The sequence below is a fragment of the Pseudomonas sp. GD04158 genome (assembly GCF_029834875.1).
Lineage (GTDB): Bacteria > Pseudomonadota > Gammaproteobacteria > Pseudomonadales > Pseudomonadaceae > Aquipseudomonas > Aquipseudomonas hydrolytica.
The window spans coordinates 1-15,730 of record NZ_JAODYT010000007.1 but is presented as its reverse complement, the minus strand read 5'-3'; the positions used below and the strand labels follow the sequence as shown (position 1 = coordinate 15,730).

Genomic DNA, 15,730 nt, shown 5'->3' with positions numbered 1-15,730 from the left:
CGACCGGCTGATCGTTACCATCCAGCACCTGCATACGGTGCCGACCTGGACAACCCGGACGGGCTACTGCGCCAAGCAGTCTCGGGCGTTCTTCGCCGAGCATGGGCTGGATTGGCTGAAGTTCGTGCAAGAGGGCATCGATGCCGAGCTGCTGCTGGCCACTGACAACGCTTTGGCCGCGCACCTGGTCGCCCATGCTCGTTCAGTAGAGGAGGCCCGCGATGGGAGCCAAGCCTAAAGCGCAAACTGTGGGTTTCCGCTACAGCTTCGATATTCACGGTGCGATCGCCAAGGCGATTGACGGCCTGCTGCAGATCCGCGCAAGCGGGAAGGTGGCCTGGTCGGGCAACGCCACAACCAGCCAGACCATCACCATCAACGCCCCTGACCTGTTCGGCGGCGACAAGGGCGAAGGCGGCATCCAGGGGCGCTTCGACTTGATGATGGGGGATGAGGCTCAACCGTTGAACGCCAGCCTCGCTGCTGCGCTGGGCGGCGGGCATGTGCCGAACTTCCGTGGGTTCGCCGGCTTCTTCTATTCCGGCCTGGTGACCTCGATCAACCCTTATCCAAAGCCTTGGGAGCTGCTGCGCTATCGCCGCATGAATGGCTGGGATGGAGATGTTTGGTACCCAGAGACCTGCGCCATCAACCTGGCGGGTGGCCAGGTACGGGCGATGAACCCGGCGCACATCCTCTATGAGGTCTACACCAATCGAGAGAATGGCCTGGGCGTCGATCGGGCCATGCTCGACGACACGGCATTCCGGGCTGCAGCGCTGAAGCTGTTCAATGAAGGCTTCGGCCTTTGCCTGGGCTGGAAGCGCTCTTCCGGGTCTCTGGCCGACTTCCGCGATCAGATCACCGACCACATCGGCGCCTACTGTGGCCCTGACCGTAACTCCGGCCTGATCACCCTCAAGCTGATCCGCGACGACTACACCGTTGCGGACTTGCCGTTGTTCGACGAGGACAGCGGATTGCTCAGCATCGAGGAGGACGAGAGCAGTAGTGCGCTGATCGCGCCCAGCCAGCTGTTCGTCGAGTACACAGACGCGGTCACTGGCGAGACCCGCCGGGCAAGGGCCGTCAACCAGGCGATCGCGCAGCTGCAGGGCGGCCCATCGTCAGAGACCAGGAGCTATCCGGGCATCCCGACGGGAGACCTGGCGGCGCGGGTCGTGCAGCGTGATATGCGTGTTATGGGCAGCAACCTTCGTAAGTACAAGGTCAAGCTGGACCGTCGCGGATCGAGCATCGGGCCGGCCGATGCGTTCCGTATCCGCTCGCTCAAGCGTGGCATTGCCGAAGTGGTGGTGCGGGCCGGGCGGATCGAGGACGGCACGCTGGCCAACGGTGCGATCACCATCACTGCCCTCCAGGACGTGTTTGGCCTGCCATCGGCATCCTTTGTTGCGGTCCCTCCCAGCGGCTACGTCCCGCCCGATCGCTCGCCACAGGCGGTCAGCCAGCGGCGCCTGATGGAGGTGCCATACCGTGAGCTGGCTGGCCTGATCGATCCGGCCAACCTGGCGCTGCTCGACGTCACTGCGGCCTGGCTGTCGACGTTGGCGGCTAAGCCGTCCGGGCTATCGCTCAACTACAACCTCACTACACGCCCAGGGGTTAGCGGTTCGTTCGTCGATCGGGGCGTCGCGGACTGGTGCCCGACCGCCCAGCTCGTCGGCGCCATTCCCGTCTCGACTGCGCCCACTGTGGCTACGCTGACCAGCGGCCTCGATCTGGATCGCGTCTCCCTGGGGCAGGCGGCGCTGATCGACGATGAGATCGTGCGGGTTGATGCGATTGACCTGGGCACCGGCTCGGTGACCTTGGGGCGCGGCTGCGCAGACACTGTGCCCCGCGAGCACGCGGCAGGGGCGCGGGTGTGGTTCTACGACACGTTTGAAGGGGTGGACGAGACTGAGTACTCCTCGGGCGTCACGGTGCAGGCCAGGCTGCTGACCAATACCAGTATCGGACAGCTCGCCCCAGGTCTGGCCGGTACCGACAGCCTGGCTCTTGTTGGGCGCCAAGGGAGACCTTACCCGCCTGGGCAGTTCACCATCGGTGGCAGCAGCTGGCCGACCAGCATCGAGGGTGACGTGGTGCTGGGCTGGGCTCATAGGAACAGGTTGAGCCAGGCTGATCAGCTGATCGACACAAGCCTCGGCAGCATCGGCCCCGAGGCCGGCACTACTTACAGCTGCCGGCTGCTGCGCGCTGACACCAGCGCGGTGCTGGCTAGCCAGACAGGTCTCGCCGGCACTACAGCCACCCTGGCGACCACCTACGTGGGCCAAGTCATTGCCGAGGTGTGGTCGGTGCGTGGAGGGATTGAGAGCCTACAGAGGCAGCGGTGGCAGTTCGGACATACCAACCCGCCACCACCGTGATTTGGCAATTCCCTTGCCTTATGTGAAAGAATCAGCGCCTCACATTTATCGCGCACATCAAAGCGATTTTTCGCGCGGCGCTACAGCGTTAAAAACAGGCTCAAAATGCTCATTTACAACTCGTAAACTCCGCTTTTTCGCCTGTTTTTGCCTTGCACTGGCTGCCTCACCTACGCTTTTCAACGGCCTGCTAAGCCCTCATCGAGTGGACGAAGCCGGCGCCTGTGCGCCGGCTTTGGCTTTCTGGCGCTCGAAATAGTCCACTTTCCATTGCTCCAGGCCGAGGTAGTCGCTATCGAGATTGGCCTCTACGCGATGACTCGCCTTGAGCGCCGCCACCTGTGCCGAGCGCTCGACGAGAAAGCGATCGAAACGGGCGATCAGCTGCGGATGACGCAGGCTCGACAGGTGAAAGCTGCCGCGGGTGTGCGGCAGCTTGGGGTCGAACACCAGCGCACCGGGCCGTGCGCGGATGTTGTCCAGATAATGCGTGGCCACCACCACGTTGAAGTAGGCGCCATCGGTGTCCTGCTTCAACGCCTGACGAATCATCTGGCGCAGATCGTCGCTGTAGCTCAGCTGGATCTGCCCGCTGTCGATGGCTTGCTCGTAACCGCGCGGCGTCCAGCCCTGGACCATGGCCAGACGACCGAGCCTCTCCACTGCCTGCCCCTTTCGCTGCGGTGCCACCAGCACGCCATCGACGTAATCGACCACGGCCTGACTGTAGTGCAGCGTCATGCCGGCCTTCTGCGCGCCGGCCCAATGCGGGCTGTCGGGGTACTTGAGATCGATCTCGCCACGCTGCAGGGCCGGCAGCAACTGATCCACGGGTAGCGCCTTGTAGCTCAGGCCGACACCGCTGTCGGCGGCGAAGGCATCCAGCACTTCTCGGGCAAAACCACGGTACCGGCCCTCGCCATCGAGGCTGTAGTGCGGCGCGAACGGCAACTCCTCGACGCCGACCACGTAGGTCTGCGCCAGGGCAGCAGGCGTCAGCAAAAGGGTGGAAAACAGGCACAGACGAACGGGCTTCATTGAAAGCCTCCTTATTGTTGTTATGGGAATCCGATCAGACGGGCTCAGCCACCGGTCATGCTCATGAAGCGCACCACCTGGACCTGCTCGTCGGTGGCGAAGTGGTGCCGCTCGGGCTTCAGGCGCAACGCCTCGGTCAGCGCCTGACGCAGGCGCTCGCTGTCCCCCGGATGGGCGCGCAACAGGCGCTTGAGGTCCAGCGCGTTGTCGTGGCCGAGGCAGAGCACCAGCTTGCCTTCGGCAGTGACCCGCACGCGGTTGCAGTCGCCGCAGAAGTTGTGGCTATGCGGGGAGATGAACCCTACCTGGGTCTGCGTGCCGACCACCTGCCAGTAGCGCGAGGGGCCACCAGTCACCTTGCTGCTGCGCACCAGCGCATGGCGCTGTTCGATACGCTGGCGCACCTCGTCGCTGGAGCAGAAGGTCTGCTCGCGGCTGTGGCTGACCACGCTGCCCAGCGGCATTTCCTCGATAAAGCTGATATCCAGGCCGCGCTCGATGGCAAACTCGACCAGATCGAGCACCTCGTCGTCGTTGCGCCCGCTCTGCACCACGCTGTTGAGCTTGATTCTGTCGAAGCCGGCGGTACGCGCAGCGTCGATGCCGGCCAGCACCTGGTCGAGCTTGTCACGCCGGGTGAAGGCGGCGAAGCGCTCGCGCCGCAGGGAATCCAGGCTGATGTTCAGCCGGCGCACACCGGCTGCGCGCAAGGGCGCCGCCATCTCGGCCAGCTGCGAGCCATTGGTGGTAATCGCCAGGTCATCCAGCTCGTCACGCTCGCCCAGGCGCTGCAGCAGGCTCAGCAGATTCTTGCGTACCAGCGGTTCGCCACCAGTGATACGAATACGCCGCACGCCAAGGCCGATAAAGGCGTCGGCCACGGCGTAGAGTTCTTCCAGGCTGAGGATCTGCTGGCGCGGGGCGAACTGCATGTCTTCGCTCATGCAGTAGGTGCAGCGAAAATCGCAGCGGTCCGTCACTGACAAACGCAGGTAGGTGATACGCCGCCCGAAGGGATCGACGAGTTGGTTCGTGTGCACAGCGGGTCTCCTGCAGCGTCACGCGCCGAGACTTTTTGTCATGGATGTCGCTGCGAAGGATAAAAACAGAAAAGCCATTTCTTGTATACAGAAATTTGACTCAAGAGTCAGATAGCAGCTGCGCAGCCCGTGGCCGCTGCCTTGAGCCTCGCGCAAAGCCGGTGCTACCATGCCCGACCGCCGTCCGGCGGCAGAGGAAAACACAGGGCCTTATGACCAGCATTCGCGAGCGTAACATAGAGCTCATCCTGCGCGCGGCCAGCGAAGAGTTCGCCGACAAGGGCTTCGCCGCCACCAAGACCAGCGACATCGCGGCCAAGGCCGGCCTGCCCAAGCCCAATGTCTACTACTACTTCAAGTCCAAGGAAAACCTCTACCGCGAGGTCCTGGAAAGCATCATCGAGCCGCTGCTGGCCGCGTCTGCGCCCTTCAACCAGCCGGGCCACCCGAGCGAGGTACTGACCGCCTACATCCGCTCGAAGATCCGCATTTCCCGCGAGCTGCCGCATGCCTCCAAGGTGTTCGCCAGCGAGATCATGCACGGTGCCCCGCACCTGTCGCCGGAACAGACCGAGCAGCTCAACGACCAGGCCAAGCACAACATCGCCTGCATCCAGCGCTGGATCGACCAGGGCCTGATGGCCAAAGTCGACCCAAACCACCTGCTGTTCAGCATCTGGGCCGCGACCCAGACCTACGCCGACTTCGACTGGCAGATTTCCACCGTCACCGGCAAGGCCAGCCTGGACGACGCCGATTACGAAGCCGCGGCGCAGACCATCATCCGCCTGGTGCTCAAGGGCTGCGAAGTCGCCCCGGCGCCGTCGACGGCGTCCGAGCTGGTCAGCAGCGTCTAGCGGCTGACCGCCGTAGGATGCGCCATGCGCACCAAGACTTCCCGAACTCCGCGTAATGAATTCGGTGCGCGCGGCGCACCCTACGAAGAGCCAGGGGCATCTCCGAAATTCCGCAGGATGGATCGCGCCTTACCGATCCACCGCCCTGGTGGATATAAAAGCGACACCCACCCTACGCACTACGTCGAGCCAGCGACATACGCCAGTCCGTAGGGTGCGCCGTGCGCACCAAGACTTCCCGAACTCGACGTACTGAATTCGGTGCGCGCGGCGCACCCTACGAAGAGTCAGGGACATATCCGAAAGTCCGCAGGATGGATCGCGCCTTATCGAGCCACCTCCTTGGTGGATGTAGAAGCGACATCCACCCTACGCACTACGTCGAGCCAGCGGCATACGCCAGTCCGTAGGGTGCGCCGTGCGCACCAAAGGCTTCCCGAACGTCCGCGTCATAAGTCGGTGCGCGCGGCGCACCCTACGGGCCGCAGCCCGGATGCAATCCAGGGCATAGGGCGCACCGGCGGTAAAGCCGGTGCGCACGGCACACCCTACGCCCCGGCATCCGCCTTCAGGCCCAGCGACTCCAGCGCGCTGACTGCACACTGCTCGTCGATATCCGAGGTGTCGCCGGTGATGCCGACGGCGCCGATCACTTCACCGCGTTCGTCGCGGATCAATACCCCGCCCGGCGCCGGCACCAGGCTGCCCTGGGCCAGGTTGTTCACCGCACCGATAAAGGCCGGACGCTGCTGCGCGTCGGCGGCGATCAGGCGCGAGCCCTTGCCCAGGGCCAGCGCGCCCCAGGCCTTGCCGATGGCGATCTGCGGGCGCAGCAGGCTGGCGCCGTCCTCGCGCTGCAGGCTGATCAGATGCCCGCCGGCATCCAGTACGGCGACGGTCAGCGGTGCCGCCTTTATCTCGCGGCCCACGGCCAGGGCGCGGTTGCCGATGGCGTTGGCGGTTTGCAGGTTCAAGTGGATCATGGTGATGACTCCTAAGTGACAAAGGGAACGAACACTCGAGGCACCAGCACTTGGCGTACGGCGGCATGCCCCGAGCAATCCAAAGCTCGCCCTCACTATCCCACCAGAAACAAAAACTTCAATACCTACATACAATATTATTTTTCATTGTATACAGTTATCCGAACATTACGGCCGACCACCCGGCCAAACCCGCTCAAACAGGCGTTTTAAAAGAAATCCGCCGCGGTGACAGACTGCCTCGGAAAAAATGTTGACCGCGAAGTCATGGCCTGCATAGAATCCGAGTCAGGCGTTTTGTATACAATCTGATAACAAAAGAGGCACAAGATATGGCCAGAATGAGAGCAATCGAGGCAGCCGTACTGGTGATGCGTCGCGAAGGCGTCGATACCGCGTTCGGCGTCCCCGGCGCTGCCATCAACCCCCTGTATGCCGCCCTGAAGAAACTCGGTGGCATCGATCACGTCCTGGCCCGTCACGTCGAAGGCGCTTCGCACATGGCCGAGGGTTACACCCGCACCAATGCCGGCAATATCGGCGTGTGCATCGGTACCTCGGGCCCGGCCGGCACCGACATGGTCACCGGCCTGTACTCGGCCTCCGCCGACTCCATCCCGATCCTGTGCATCACCGGCCAGGCGCCGCGTGCGCGCATGCACAAGGAAGATTTCCAGGCGGTCGACATCACCAGCATCGTCGGCCCGGTGACCAAGTGGGCCACCACCGTGATGGAGCCCGGCCAGGTGCCGCGCGCCTTCCAGCGTGCCTTCCATGAAATGCGTAGCGGCCGCCCCGGCCCGGTGCTGATCGACCTGCCGTTCGACGTGCAGATGGCCGAGATCGAGTTCGATATCGACGCCTACGAGCCGCTGCCGGTAGCCAAGCCGAGCACCAGCCGCGTCCAGGCCGAGAAGGCCATCGCCATGCTCAACGAGGCCGAGCGCCCGCTGCTGGTCGCCGGTGGCGGCATCTTCAACGCCGATGCGGCGGACAAGCTGGTGGAGTTCGCCGAGCTGACTGGCGTGCCGGTGGTGCCGACCCTGATGGGCTGGGGCGCGATCCCCGACGATCACAAGCTGATGGTCGGCATGGTCGGCCTGCAGACTTCGCATCGTTACGGCAACGCCACCCTGCTCGCCTCCGACCTGGTGTTCGGCATCGGCAACCGCTGGGCCAACCGCCATACCGGCTCGGTGGACGTCTACACCGAGGGCCGCAAGTTTATCCACGTCGACATCGAACCGACCCAGATTGGCCGCGTGTTCAACCCGGACCTGGGCATCGTCTCCGACGCCGGCAGTGCGCTGGACGCCTTCCTGGAAGTCGCCCGCGAATGGAAAGCCGCCGGCAAGCTGAAGGACCGCAGCGCCTGGGTCGAAGCCTGCCGCGAGCGCAAGCGCACCCTGCAGCGCAAGACCCACTTCGACAACGTGCCGGCCAAGCCGCAGCGCGTCTACGAGGAAATGAACGAAGCCTTCGGCAAGGACACCTGCTACGTCAGCACCATCGGTCTGTCGCAGATCGCCGGCGCGCAGTTCCTCCACGTGTACAAGCCGCGCCACTGGATCAACTGCGGTCAGGCCGGCCCGCTGGGCTGGACCATTCCGGCGGCCCTGGGCGTGGTCAAGGCCGACCCGACCCGCAACGTGGTGGCGCTGTCCGGCGACTACGACTTCCAGTTCATGATCGAGGAGCTGGCCGTCGGCGCGCAGTTCAACCTGCCGTACATCCACGTGCTGGTGAACAACTCCTACCTGGGCCTGATCCGTCAGGCGCAGCGCGGCTTCGACATCGACTACTGCGTGCAGCTGGCGTTCGAGAACATCAATGCGCCGGAGCTCAACGGTTACGGCGTCGACCACATCGCCGTGGTCGAGGGCCTGGGCTGCAAGGCGATCCGCGTGTTCGACCCGAACGAGCTGCAGAACGCCTTCGCGGAAGCCAAGCGCCTGATGGCCGAGCACCGCGTGCCGGTGGTGGTCGAGGTGATTCTGGAGCGTGTCACCAACATCTCCATGGGCACCGAGATCAACGCCATCAACGAGTTCGAGGAACTGGCCGAGCGCGGCGTCGACGCCCCGACCGCCATCTCGCTGCTCGACTGATCCGTAGGGTGCGCCGCGCGCACCGCATACCCGACGCGTACCACCTGGTGCGCACGGCGCACCCTACGGGCCACCACACCCTACGCAACCGAGGAATTTCTTATGCCCCGTTTTGCTGCCAACCTGTCCATGCTGTTCACCGAAGTGGACTTTCTGGAACGTTTCGCCGCCGCCGCCGAAGCCGGTTTCAGCGGCGTGGAATACCTCTTCCCCTATGACTTCGCGGTGGAAGAGATCAAGGCCCGTCTGGACGCCAACAAGCTGGAACAGGTGCTGTTCAACCTGCCGGCCGGCGACTGGGGCAAGGGCGAGCGCGGCATCGCCTGCCATCCTGATCGCGTCGAGGAATTCCGCGCCGGTGTCGACAAGGCCATCGCCTACGCCAAGGTGCTGGGCAACAAGCAGATCAACTGCCTGGCCGGCATCCGTCCGCAGGGCATGGATTGCGCGACCGTCGAGAAGACCTTCGTCGACAACCTGCGCTATGCCGCCGACAAGCTGGCCGGCGCCGGTATCCGCCTGGTGATGGAAGCCATCAACACCCGCGACATCCCCGGCTTCTACCTCAGCACCACCAAGCAGGCCCTGGACATCCGCAACAAGGTCGGCAGCACCAACCTGTACCTGCAGTACGACATCTACCACATGCAGATCATGGAAGGTGACCTGGCCCGCACGGTCGAGAGCAACCTGGCCGCCATCAACCACGTGCAGCTGGCAGACAACCCGGGCCGCAACGAGCCGGGCACCGGCGAGATCAACTACCGCTTCCTCTTCGAACACCTGGATCGCATCGGCTACCAGGGCTGGATCGGCTGTGAATACAAGCCGGCAACCACCACCGCTGCCGGCCTCGGCTGGATGGCTTCCCACCAGAACAGCATGCACAACGCAATCTGAGGAGACTCATCTCATGGCAAAAATCGGATTTATCGGCACCGGCATCATGGGCAAGCCCATGGCGCAGAACCTGCAGAAGGCCGGCCACACCCTGTTCTTCTCCGAGCACTTCGACAAGGCCCCGGCCGACCTGGTCGGCGACAACGGCATCGCCCTGGCCAACCCGAAGGAAGTGGCCCAGGAAGCCGAATTCATCATCGTCATGGTCCCGGACACCCCGCAGGTCGAAGACGTGCTGTTCCGCGCCGACGGCGTTGCTGCGGGCGTCGGTGCCGGCAAGGTAGTGATCGACATGAGCTCGATCTCCCCCACCGCCACCAAGGCCTTCGCCGAGAAGATCAAGGCCACCGGCGCCGCCTACCTGGACGCCCCGGTATCCGGCGGCGAAGTCGGTGCCAAGGCCGCCACCCTGTCGATCATGGTCGGTGGTTGCCCGAACGCCTTCGAACGCGCCCTGCCGCTGTTCCAGGCCATGGGCAAGAACATCACCCGCGTCGGCGGCAACGGTGACGGCCAGACCGCCAAGGTGGCCAACCAGATCATCGTCGCGCTGAACATCCAGGCGGTGGCCGAAGCCCTGCTGTTCGCCGCCAAGAACGGCGCCGACCCGGCCAAGGTGCGTGAGGCGCTGATGGGCGGCTTCGCCGGCTCGAAGATCCTCGAAGTGCACGGCGAGCGCATGATCAAGGGCACCTTCGATCCGGGCTTCCGCATCAGCCTGCACCAGAAGGATCTGAACCTGGCGCTGTCCGGCGCCCGCGAGCTGGGCCTGAACCTGCCCAACACCGCCAATGCCCAGCAGGTGTTCAGCACCTGCGCGGCCCTCGGCGGCAGCGGCTGGGACCACTCCGCCCTGATCAAGGGTCTGGAGCATATGGCCAACTTCAATATCCGCGGCGAGTAACAAGGCGGTGCGCGCGGCGCACCCTACGGTGTATCGCGAGCCGTAGGGTGCGCCGTGCGCACCGACCAGCCGGATCGCCCCGGCACCCTTTCGACCTTCCTGGCAGGAGGTGTCACGGCCCGATTGCCAGGTTGGTCGATTCCACTCCCCAGGCGCTGCCAACGCGGCGCCTGCGGACTGGAATCGACCCTGCGTCACCCTGACGGGCATGCCGCGCAGGCACCCCGACGCATCGACGCCTACGCGGCCTGCCCGCCTCGCTACGCGACTCTCAAGCCAAGAACAAGAGAACACCGCCATGACCTTCGACCCGCAACGCCTGCTGCGCGACCTGTTCGCTACCGCCATTGCCGCCGCCCATCCGCGCCAGGTGCTGGCCGACCATCTGCCCGCCGACCGTAGTGGTCGCGTCATCGTCATCGGCGCCGGCAAGGCCGCCGCGGCCATGGCCGAGGTGATCGAGCAGGAGTGGCAGGGCGAGGTCAGCGGCCTGGTGGTGACCCGCTACGAGCACGGCGCCGATTGCAGGAAGATCGAGGTGGTGGAAGCCGCGCACCCGGTGCCGGACGATGCCGGCGAGCGCGTCGCCCGCCGCGTGCTGGAGCTGGTGTCGAACCTGTCCGAAGACGATCGGGTGATTTTCCTGCTTTCCGGCGGCGGCTCCTCGCTGCTGGCGCTGCCGGCCGAGGGCATCAGCCTTAAGGACAAGCAGGCGATCAACAAGGCGCTGCTCAAGTCCGGCGCCACCATTGGCGAGATGAACTGCGTGCGCAAGCACCTCTCGGCGATCAAGGGGGGCCGCCTGGCCAAGGCCTGCTGGCCGGCGACCGTCTACACCTACGCCATCTCCGACGTACCCGGTGACGAGGCCACGGTAATCGCCTCCGGCCCCACCGTGGGCGACCCGACCACCTCGGCAGAAGCCCTGGCGATTCTCGCTCGCTATGGCATCGACATCCCGGCCAACGTGCACGCCTGGCTGCAGGACCCGCGCTCGGAAACGGTCAAGCCGGGCGACCCGGTGCTCGCCCGCAGCCACTTCCAGCTAATCGCCACCCCGCAGCAGTCGCTCGACGCCGCCGCAGCCAAGGCCGAAGCGGCCGGCCTGCCGGTGCTGATTCTCGGCGACCTGGAAGGCGAGTCGCGCGACGTGGCCAAGGTGCATGCCGGCATCGCCCGCCAGGTGCAGCTGCACGGCCAGCCGATCAAGCCTCCGTGCGTGATCCTCTCCGGCGGCGAAACCACCGTCACCGTGCGCGGCAACGGCCGTGGCGGACGCAACGCCGAATTTCTCCTGAGCCTCACCGAGAGCCTCAAGGGCCTGCCCGGCGTCTACGCGCTGGCCGGTGACACCGACGGCATCGACGGCTCCGAAGACAACGCCGGCGCCATCATGACGCCCTACAGCCATGCCCGTGCCGGCATCAAGGGCCTATCGGCCCGCGACGAACTGGACAACAACAACGGCTATGGCTACTTCGCAGCCCTCGACGAGCTGATCGTCACCGGCCCGACCCGTACCAACGTCAACGATTTCCGCGCCATCCTCATTCTCGAGAGCCCTGCTCAATGAACGCCGACAAGAAAGTAAAGATCCTCGCCACCCTCGGCCCGGCCATCCGCGACGCCGCGCATATCCGCCAGCTGGTGGAGGCCGGGGTCAACCTGTTCCGCCTCAACTTCAGCCACGGCGAGCACGCCGATCACGCCCAGCGCTACCAGTGGGTGCGCGAGGTGGAGCGCGAGCTGAATCAGCCCATCGGCATTCTCATGGACCTGCAGGGGCCCAAGCTGCGCGTCGGCCGTTTCGCCGAAGGCAAGGTGCATCTGGTCAACGGCCAGAGCCTGCGCCTGGATCTGGACGCCACGCCCGGCGACGCCAGCCGGGTCAACCTGCCCCACCCGGAAATCATCGAAGCCCTGCAGCCTGGCATGAGCCTGCTGCTGGACGACGGCCGCCTGCGCCTGAAAGTGACCGCCAAGCAGAATGACGCCGTGATAACCGAGGTGATCGCCGGTGGCGAGCTGTCCGACCGCAAGGGCGTCAATGTGCCCGAGGCCGTGCTGCAGCTGTCGCCACTGACCGAGAAGGATCGTCGCGACCTGGCCTTCGGCCTGGAGCTGGGCGTGGACTGGGTGGCGCTGTCGTTCGTGCAACGCCCCGAGGACATCGTCGAAGCCCGCGAGCTGATTGGCGGCAAGGCCTTCCTGATGGCCAAGATCGAGAAGCCCTCGGCGGTGATTCACCTGGAAGAAATCGCCAAGCTGTGCGACGCGATCATGGTGGCGCGCGGTGATCTGGGCGTGGAAGTGCCGGCCGAAAACGTGCCGCGCATCCAGAAGGACATCGTGCGCACCTGCCGCCAACTGGGCCGCCCGGTAGTGGTCGCCACACAGATGCTCGAATCCATGCGCTTCTCCCCGGCGCCGACCCGCGCCGAAGTCACCGATGTGGCCAACGCCGTGGCCGAAGGCGCCGATGCGGTGATGCTGTCGGCCGAGACCGCCTCCGGCGACTACCCGCTGGAAACCGTGCAGATGATGAGCAAGATCATCCGCCAGGTGGAAAACGGCCCGGACTACCAGAGCCAGCTCGACGTCGGCCGCCCGCAGGCCGAGGCCACCGCCAGCGACGCCATCAGCTGCGCCATCCGCCGCATCAGCTCAATCCTGCCGGTGGCGGCTTTGGTCAACTACACGGAATCCGGCAGCTCCAGCCTGCGTGCCTCGCGTGAACGACCGAAGGCGCCGATCTTGAGCCTGACGCCGAGCCTAACCACTGCCCGCCGCCTGACCGTGGCCTGGGGCATCTACTCGGTGGTCAACGAGCGCCTGCGCCGGGTCGAGGAAGTCACCAGCACCGCGCTGGAGATCGCCCAGGCCCAGGGCATGGCCAAGCGCGGCGAAACCGTGGTGATCACCGCCGGCGAACCCTTCGGCCAGCCCGGCAGCACCAACAGCCTGAGGATCGAAACGCTGCAGTGACTCGCCCCGTAGCCCGGATGAAATCCGGGGAATGCTCGACTGCTGCTTCCCGGCTTTCATCTGGGCTACGCATAAAGCCAACGCAGGATGTCGCGGGGCCACTTAGGCCTTGCGCACCTGCTATGGCAAGGCGGTTTTGGTGCGCACGGCGCACCCTACACGTCTCCTCCAAGCGACACGGACAGCTCCCCTCTCCCATTTATGGGAGAGGGGCTGGGGGAGAGGGCTCTCTTGGCATATACATCATGCCCCGACTACCAACCTCACACCCTGCCCTGCAAAGCCTGCGCGCCCTGCTCTGCGGCTTCGCCCAGATCTTCCTGCAAAAGAGCCCCGGATGCGGCGCACTGGTGCTGCTCGCAATTCTGATCGGCGCACCCGAGCTGCTGCCCGGCGCCCTGCTCGGCGGCCTGACCTCGACATGGGTGGCACAACGCCGCGGCTACCCCAAGGCGGATATCGCCATCGGCCTGTACGGCTACAACGGCGTCCTGCTGGGTCTGCTGCTGAGCCTGAAACTACCGTGGACGCCGCTGCTGCCCGTGCTGATCATCGCCAGCGCCACGCTGTCCAGCCTGCTGCTGGCACCCTGGGTGCGGCGCATGCGCCGGCATGGCTGGCTGCCCGCCTTCACCTTTCCCTTCGTGCTGCTGGGTTGGCTGCTGCTGGCACTGCTCGCTCAGCTGGAGCTGTCAGCTGCACCGCCAGCCAGCGCGCCCGACGCGCCGGCGCTGAGCCTCCTGCAGCTGATACTCGCCGTGCTGCGCGGCCTCGGTCAGGTGATCTTCCTCGACTCGCCACTGGCCGGCCTGTGCCTGCTGCTCGGCTTGCGCCTGGCCGATGGCCGCATGGCGCTGTGGGCGCTGCTGGGTTCCAGCGGCGGCTTCGCCCTGGCGCTCTTCTCCGGCTGGCCCGGCGAGGGTGCGCTGGCCGGTCTCTACGGCTACAACGCCACTCTGGCGGCCATTGCCCTGGCCCAGGTACACCGCAACCTCTGGGTGCCCGCCCTCGGCATCCTGCTCGCCCTGCTGCTGCAGCCCGGTTTCAGCGCCCTCGGCCTGCCGGCCCTGACCATGCCGTTCATCCTCGCCTGCTGGCTGATCAGAGCCGGCGCACAGAGCTGGCAGCAGGCAGTCAGAAACAGCGCAGCGCCCTGACGCTCGGCCCCTCTTCCCGCTCGTAAAGAGTGAACTCCCGCCTCGTTTGGCGGGCTAATTCATATCTGCTGCAACGAGCGATACCCATGCCCGACGTTGTCCTTTGCCCTGCCATCGCCGTTTCGCCTGTTGTGAGGTTTTGTCGAGGGGGGCGCCGATGAGCCTGGCGCCTGGCGACATCGAACTACCGGCCGACCTGCGCTATGTCGACGACAGCATGCCGGGCATCAGCCGCCGCAAGCTGCGCGGCAAGTTCTGCTACTTCGACACGCAGGGCCAGCGCATCAGCGATCCCAAGGAGGTGGCTCGCATCAATGCCCTGGCAGTGCCGCCTGCCTACACCGATGTCTGGATCTGCCCACTGGCCAACGGTCATCTGCAGGCAACCGGCCGCGATGCCCGCGGGCGCAAGCAATACCGTTACCACGCCCGCTGGCGCGAAATCCGCGATGCGGACAAGTACGCCAGCCTGCTGGCATTCGGCAAAGCCCTGCCGGCGCTGCGCGAAGCGCTGCAGCAGCACCTGAACCTGCGCGAACACCGCCGCGAGAAGGTGCTGGCGACCGTGATCATGCTGCTGGACAACACCCTGATCCGGGTCGGCAACGCCCGCTACGCGCGGGACAATCGCTCCTATGGGCTGACCACCCTGCGCAACCGTCACGTCGAGGTGCAAGGCAACACCATACGCTTTCACTTTCGCGGCAAGAGCGGCATCGAGCATGAGGTGCAGGTCAACGATCGACGCCTGGCGCGCATCATCCAGCGCTGTCTGGAACTGCCCGGGCAACACCTGTTCCAGTATCTGGACGAGCATGGCGAGCGTCGCGCGGTGACCTCCACCGATATCAACGAGTACCTGCGTGAACTTACCGGCGCCGACTTCACCGCCAAGCACTACCGCACCTGGGCCGGCAGCGCGCTGGCCCTGACGCTATTGCGCGAGCTCGAATGGCAGCCGGAAAGCGCAGCCAAGAAGCACGTGGTGGCCATGGTCAAGGAGGTGGCGCAGCAGCTGCGCAATACGCCGGCGGTCTGCCGCAAGTGCTACATCCATCCGGCCCTGATCGACGCCTTCCTCGCTGGCGAGCTGGCCGGCATCCGCCTGGCGACATCGCGCAAGGGCCTGCGCGCCGAAGAAAGCCTGCTGATGCGCTTTCTGGAAAAACTGCCGCCCGCCTGAGCCGCCTGGCCCAGGAAGCCAATCAGCGTTCGCGCTCCACGGTTCCAGCCTCGCTCGGCGTATCCGCAGCCTGCGCGCCTCCCGCCTGCCAGCCACCGCCCAGCGCCACGTACAACGCCACCTGCGCGGTCGCCAGTGCGGTGCGACCTTCCAATGCCCGCTGGCGCGCCTGCAGTGCG

13 protein-coding genes and 1 pseudogene are annotated in these 15,730 nt (G+C 65.3%); 10 read left to right on the top strand and 4 right to left on the bottom strand.

All coding sequences use genetic code 11. The features are described from left to right. The first annotated feature begins 7 nt into the window (after positions 1-7). Both N7333_RS04585 and N7333_RS04580 read left to right on the top strand, forming a co-directional pair. Positions 8-238 carry a hypothetical protein gene (locus N7333_RS04585; protein WP_129483320.1) on the top strand — a complete coding sequence of 77 codons (231 nt, stop codon included), beginning with the start codon at positions 8-10 and terminating at the stop codon, positions 236-238. Continuing rightward, complete coding sequence (locus N7333_RS04580; protein ID WP_129483258.1) at positions 222-2,396, top strand: phage tail protein; 2,175 nt, start codon at positions 222-224, stop codon at positions 2,394-2,396. The genes N7333_RS04585 and N7333_RS04580 overlap by 17 nt, the downstream gene beginning before the upstream one ends. A gap of 198 nt (positions 2,397-2,594) precedes the next feature. Here N7333_RS04580 and N7333_RS04575 read toward each other — a convergent pair whose 3' ends face one another. Then, the gene (locus N7333_RS04575) at positions 2,595-3,434 is read right to left on the bottom strand and encodes a transporter substrate-binding domain-containing protein (RefSeq protein ID WP_279858531.1); all 840 of its coding nucleotides are present in this window, start codon (positions 3,432-3,434) and stop codon (positions 2,595-2,597) included. 44 nt (positions 3,435-3,478) lie between these two features. Then, positions 3,479-4,474 carry a GTP 3',8-cyclase MoaA gene (moaA, locus tag N7333_RS04570; RefSeq protein WP_279858530.1) on the bottom strand — a complete coding sequence of 332 codons (996 nt, stop codon included), beginning with the start codon at positions 4,472-4,474 and terminating at the stop codon, positions 3,479-3,481. A gap of 212 nt (positions 4,475-4,686) precedes the next feature. Between moaA and N7333_RS04565 the strand changes: the two genes are divergently transcribed. Further along, on the top strand, positions 4,687-5,331 hold the full coding sequence (locus N7333_RS04565) for a TetR/AcrR family transcriptional regulator (protein WP_279858529.1): 645 nt from the start codon (positions 4,687-4,689) through the stop codon (positions 5,329-5,331). Positions 5,332-5,879: 548 nt separating this feature from the next. Here N7333_RS04565 and N7333_RS04560 read toward each other — a convergent pair. Then, positions 5,880-6,314, bottom strand: coding sequence for a heme-binding protein (locus N7333_RS04560; RefSeq protein ID WP_279858528.1), 435 nt, complete (start codon positions 6,312-6,314; stop codon positions 5,880-5,882). A 332-nt stretch (positions 6,315-6,646) separates the two neighbouring features. On the opposite strand from N7333_RS04560, the gene gcl reads away from it, so the two are divergent. From gcl to N7333_RS04525, 7 genes are all read left to right on the top strand, one after another. Next, positions 6,647-8,422: a glyoxylate carboligase gene (gene gcl, locus N7333_RS04555; RefSeq protein WP_003243297.1), complete on the top strand. Its 1,776-nt coding sequence runs from the start codon at positions 6,647-6,649 to the stop codon at positions 8,420-8,422. Positions 8,423-8,524: 102 nt separating this feature from the next. Further along, the gene (gene hyi / locus N7333_RS04550; RefSeq protein WP_279858527.1) at positions 8,525-9,322 is read left to right on the top strand and encodes a hydroxypyruvate isomerase; all 798 of its coding nucleotides are present in this window, start codon (positions 8,525-8,527) and stop codon (positions 9,320-9,322) included. A 13-nt stretch (positions 9,323-9,335) separates the two neighbouring features. Beyond that, on the top strand, positions 9,336-10,226 hold the full coding sequence (locus N7333_RS04545) for a 2-hydroxy-3-oxopropionate reductase (RefSeq protein WP_003243292.1): 891 nt from the start codon (positions 9,336-9,338) through the stop codon (positions 10,224-10,226). Positions 10,227-10,524: 298 nt separating this feature from the next. After that, a complete protein-coding gene (locus N7333_RS04540; protein WP_279858526.1) occupies positions 10,525-11,799 on the top strand; it encodes a glycerate kinase in 1,275 nt (424 codons plus the stop codon). Continuing rightward, positions 11,796-13,211 carry a pyruvate kinase gene (pyk, locus tag N7333_RS04535; RefSeq protein WP_279858525.1) on the top strand — a complete coding sequence of 472 codons (1,416 nt, stop codon included), beginning with the start codon at positions 11,796-11,798 and terminating at the stop codon, positions 13,209-13,211. Before N7333_RS04540 ends, pyk begins: the two co-directional genes overlap by 4 nt. A 245-nt stretch (positions 13,212-13,456) precedes the next feature. Further along, entirely contained in the window at positions 13,457-14,368 is a 912-nt protein-coding gene (locus N7333_RS04530) for an urea transporter (protein WP_279858524.1), read from the top strand. 157 nt (positions 14,369-14,525) lie between these two features. Next, a complete protein-coding gene (locus tag N7333_RS04525; protein ID WP_279858523.1) occupies positions 14,526-15,551 on the top strand; it encodes a DNA topoisomerase IB in 1,026 nt (341 codons plus the stop codon). Positions 15,552-15,573: 22 nt separating this feature from the next. Here the strand turns inward: N7333_RS04525 and N7333_RS04520 are convergent. Next, positions 15,574-15,730 (bottom strand): annotated as a pseudogene (locus N7333_RS04520) (RND transporter); the annotation flags it as partial.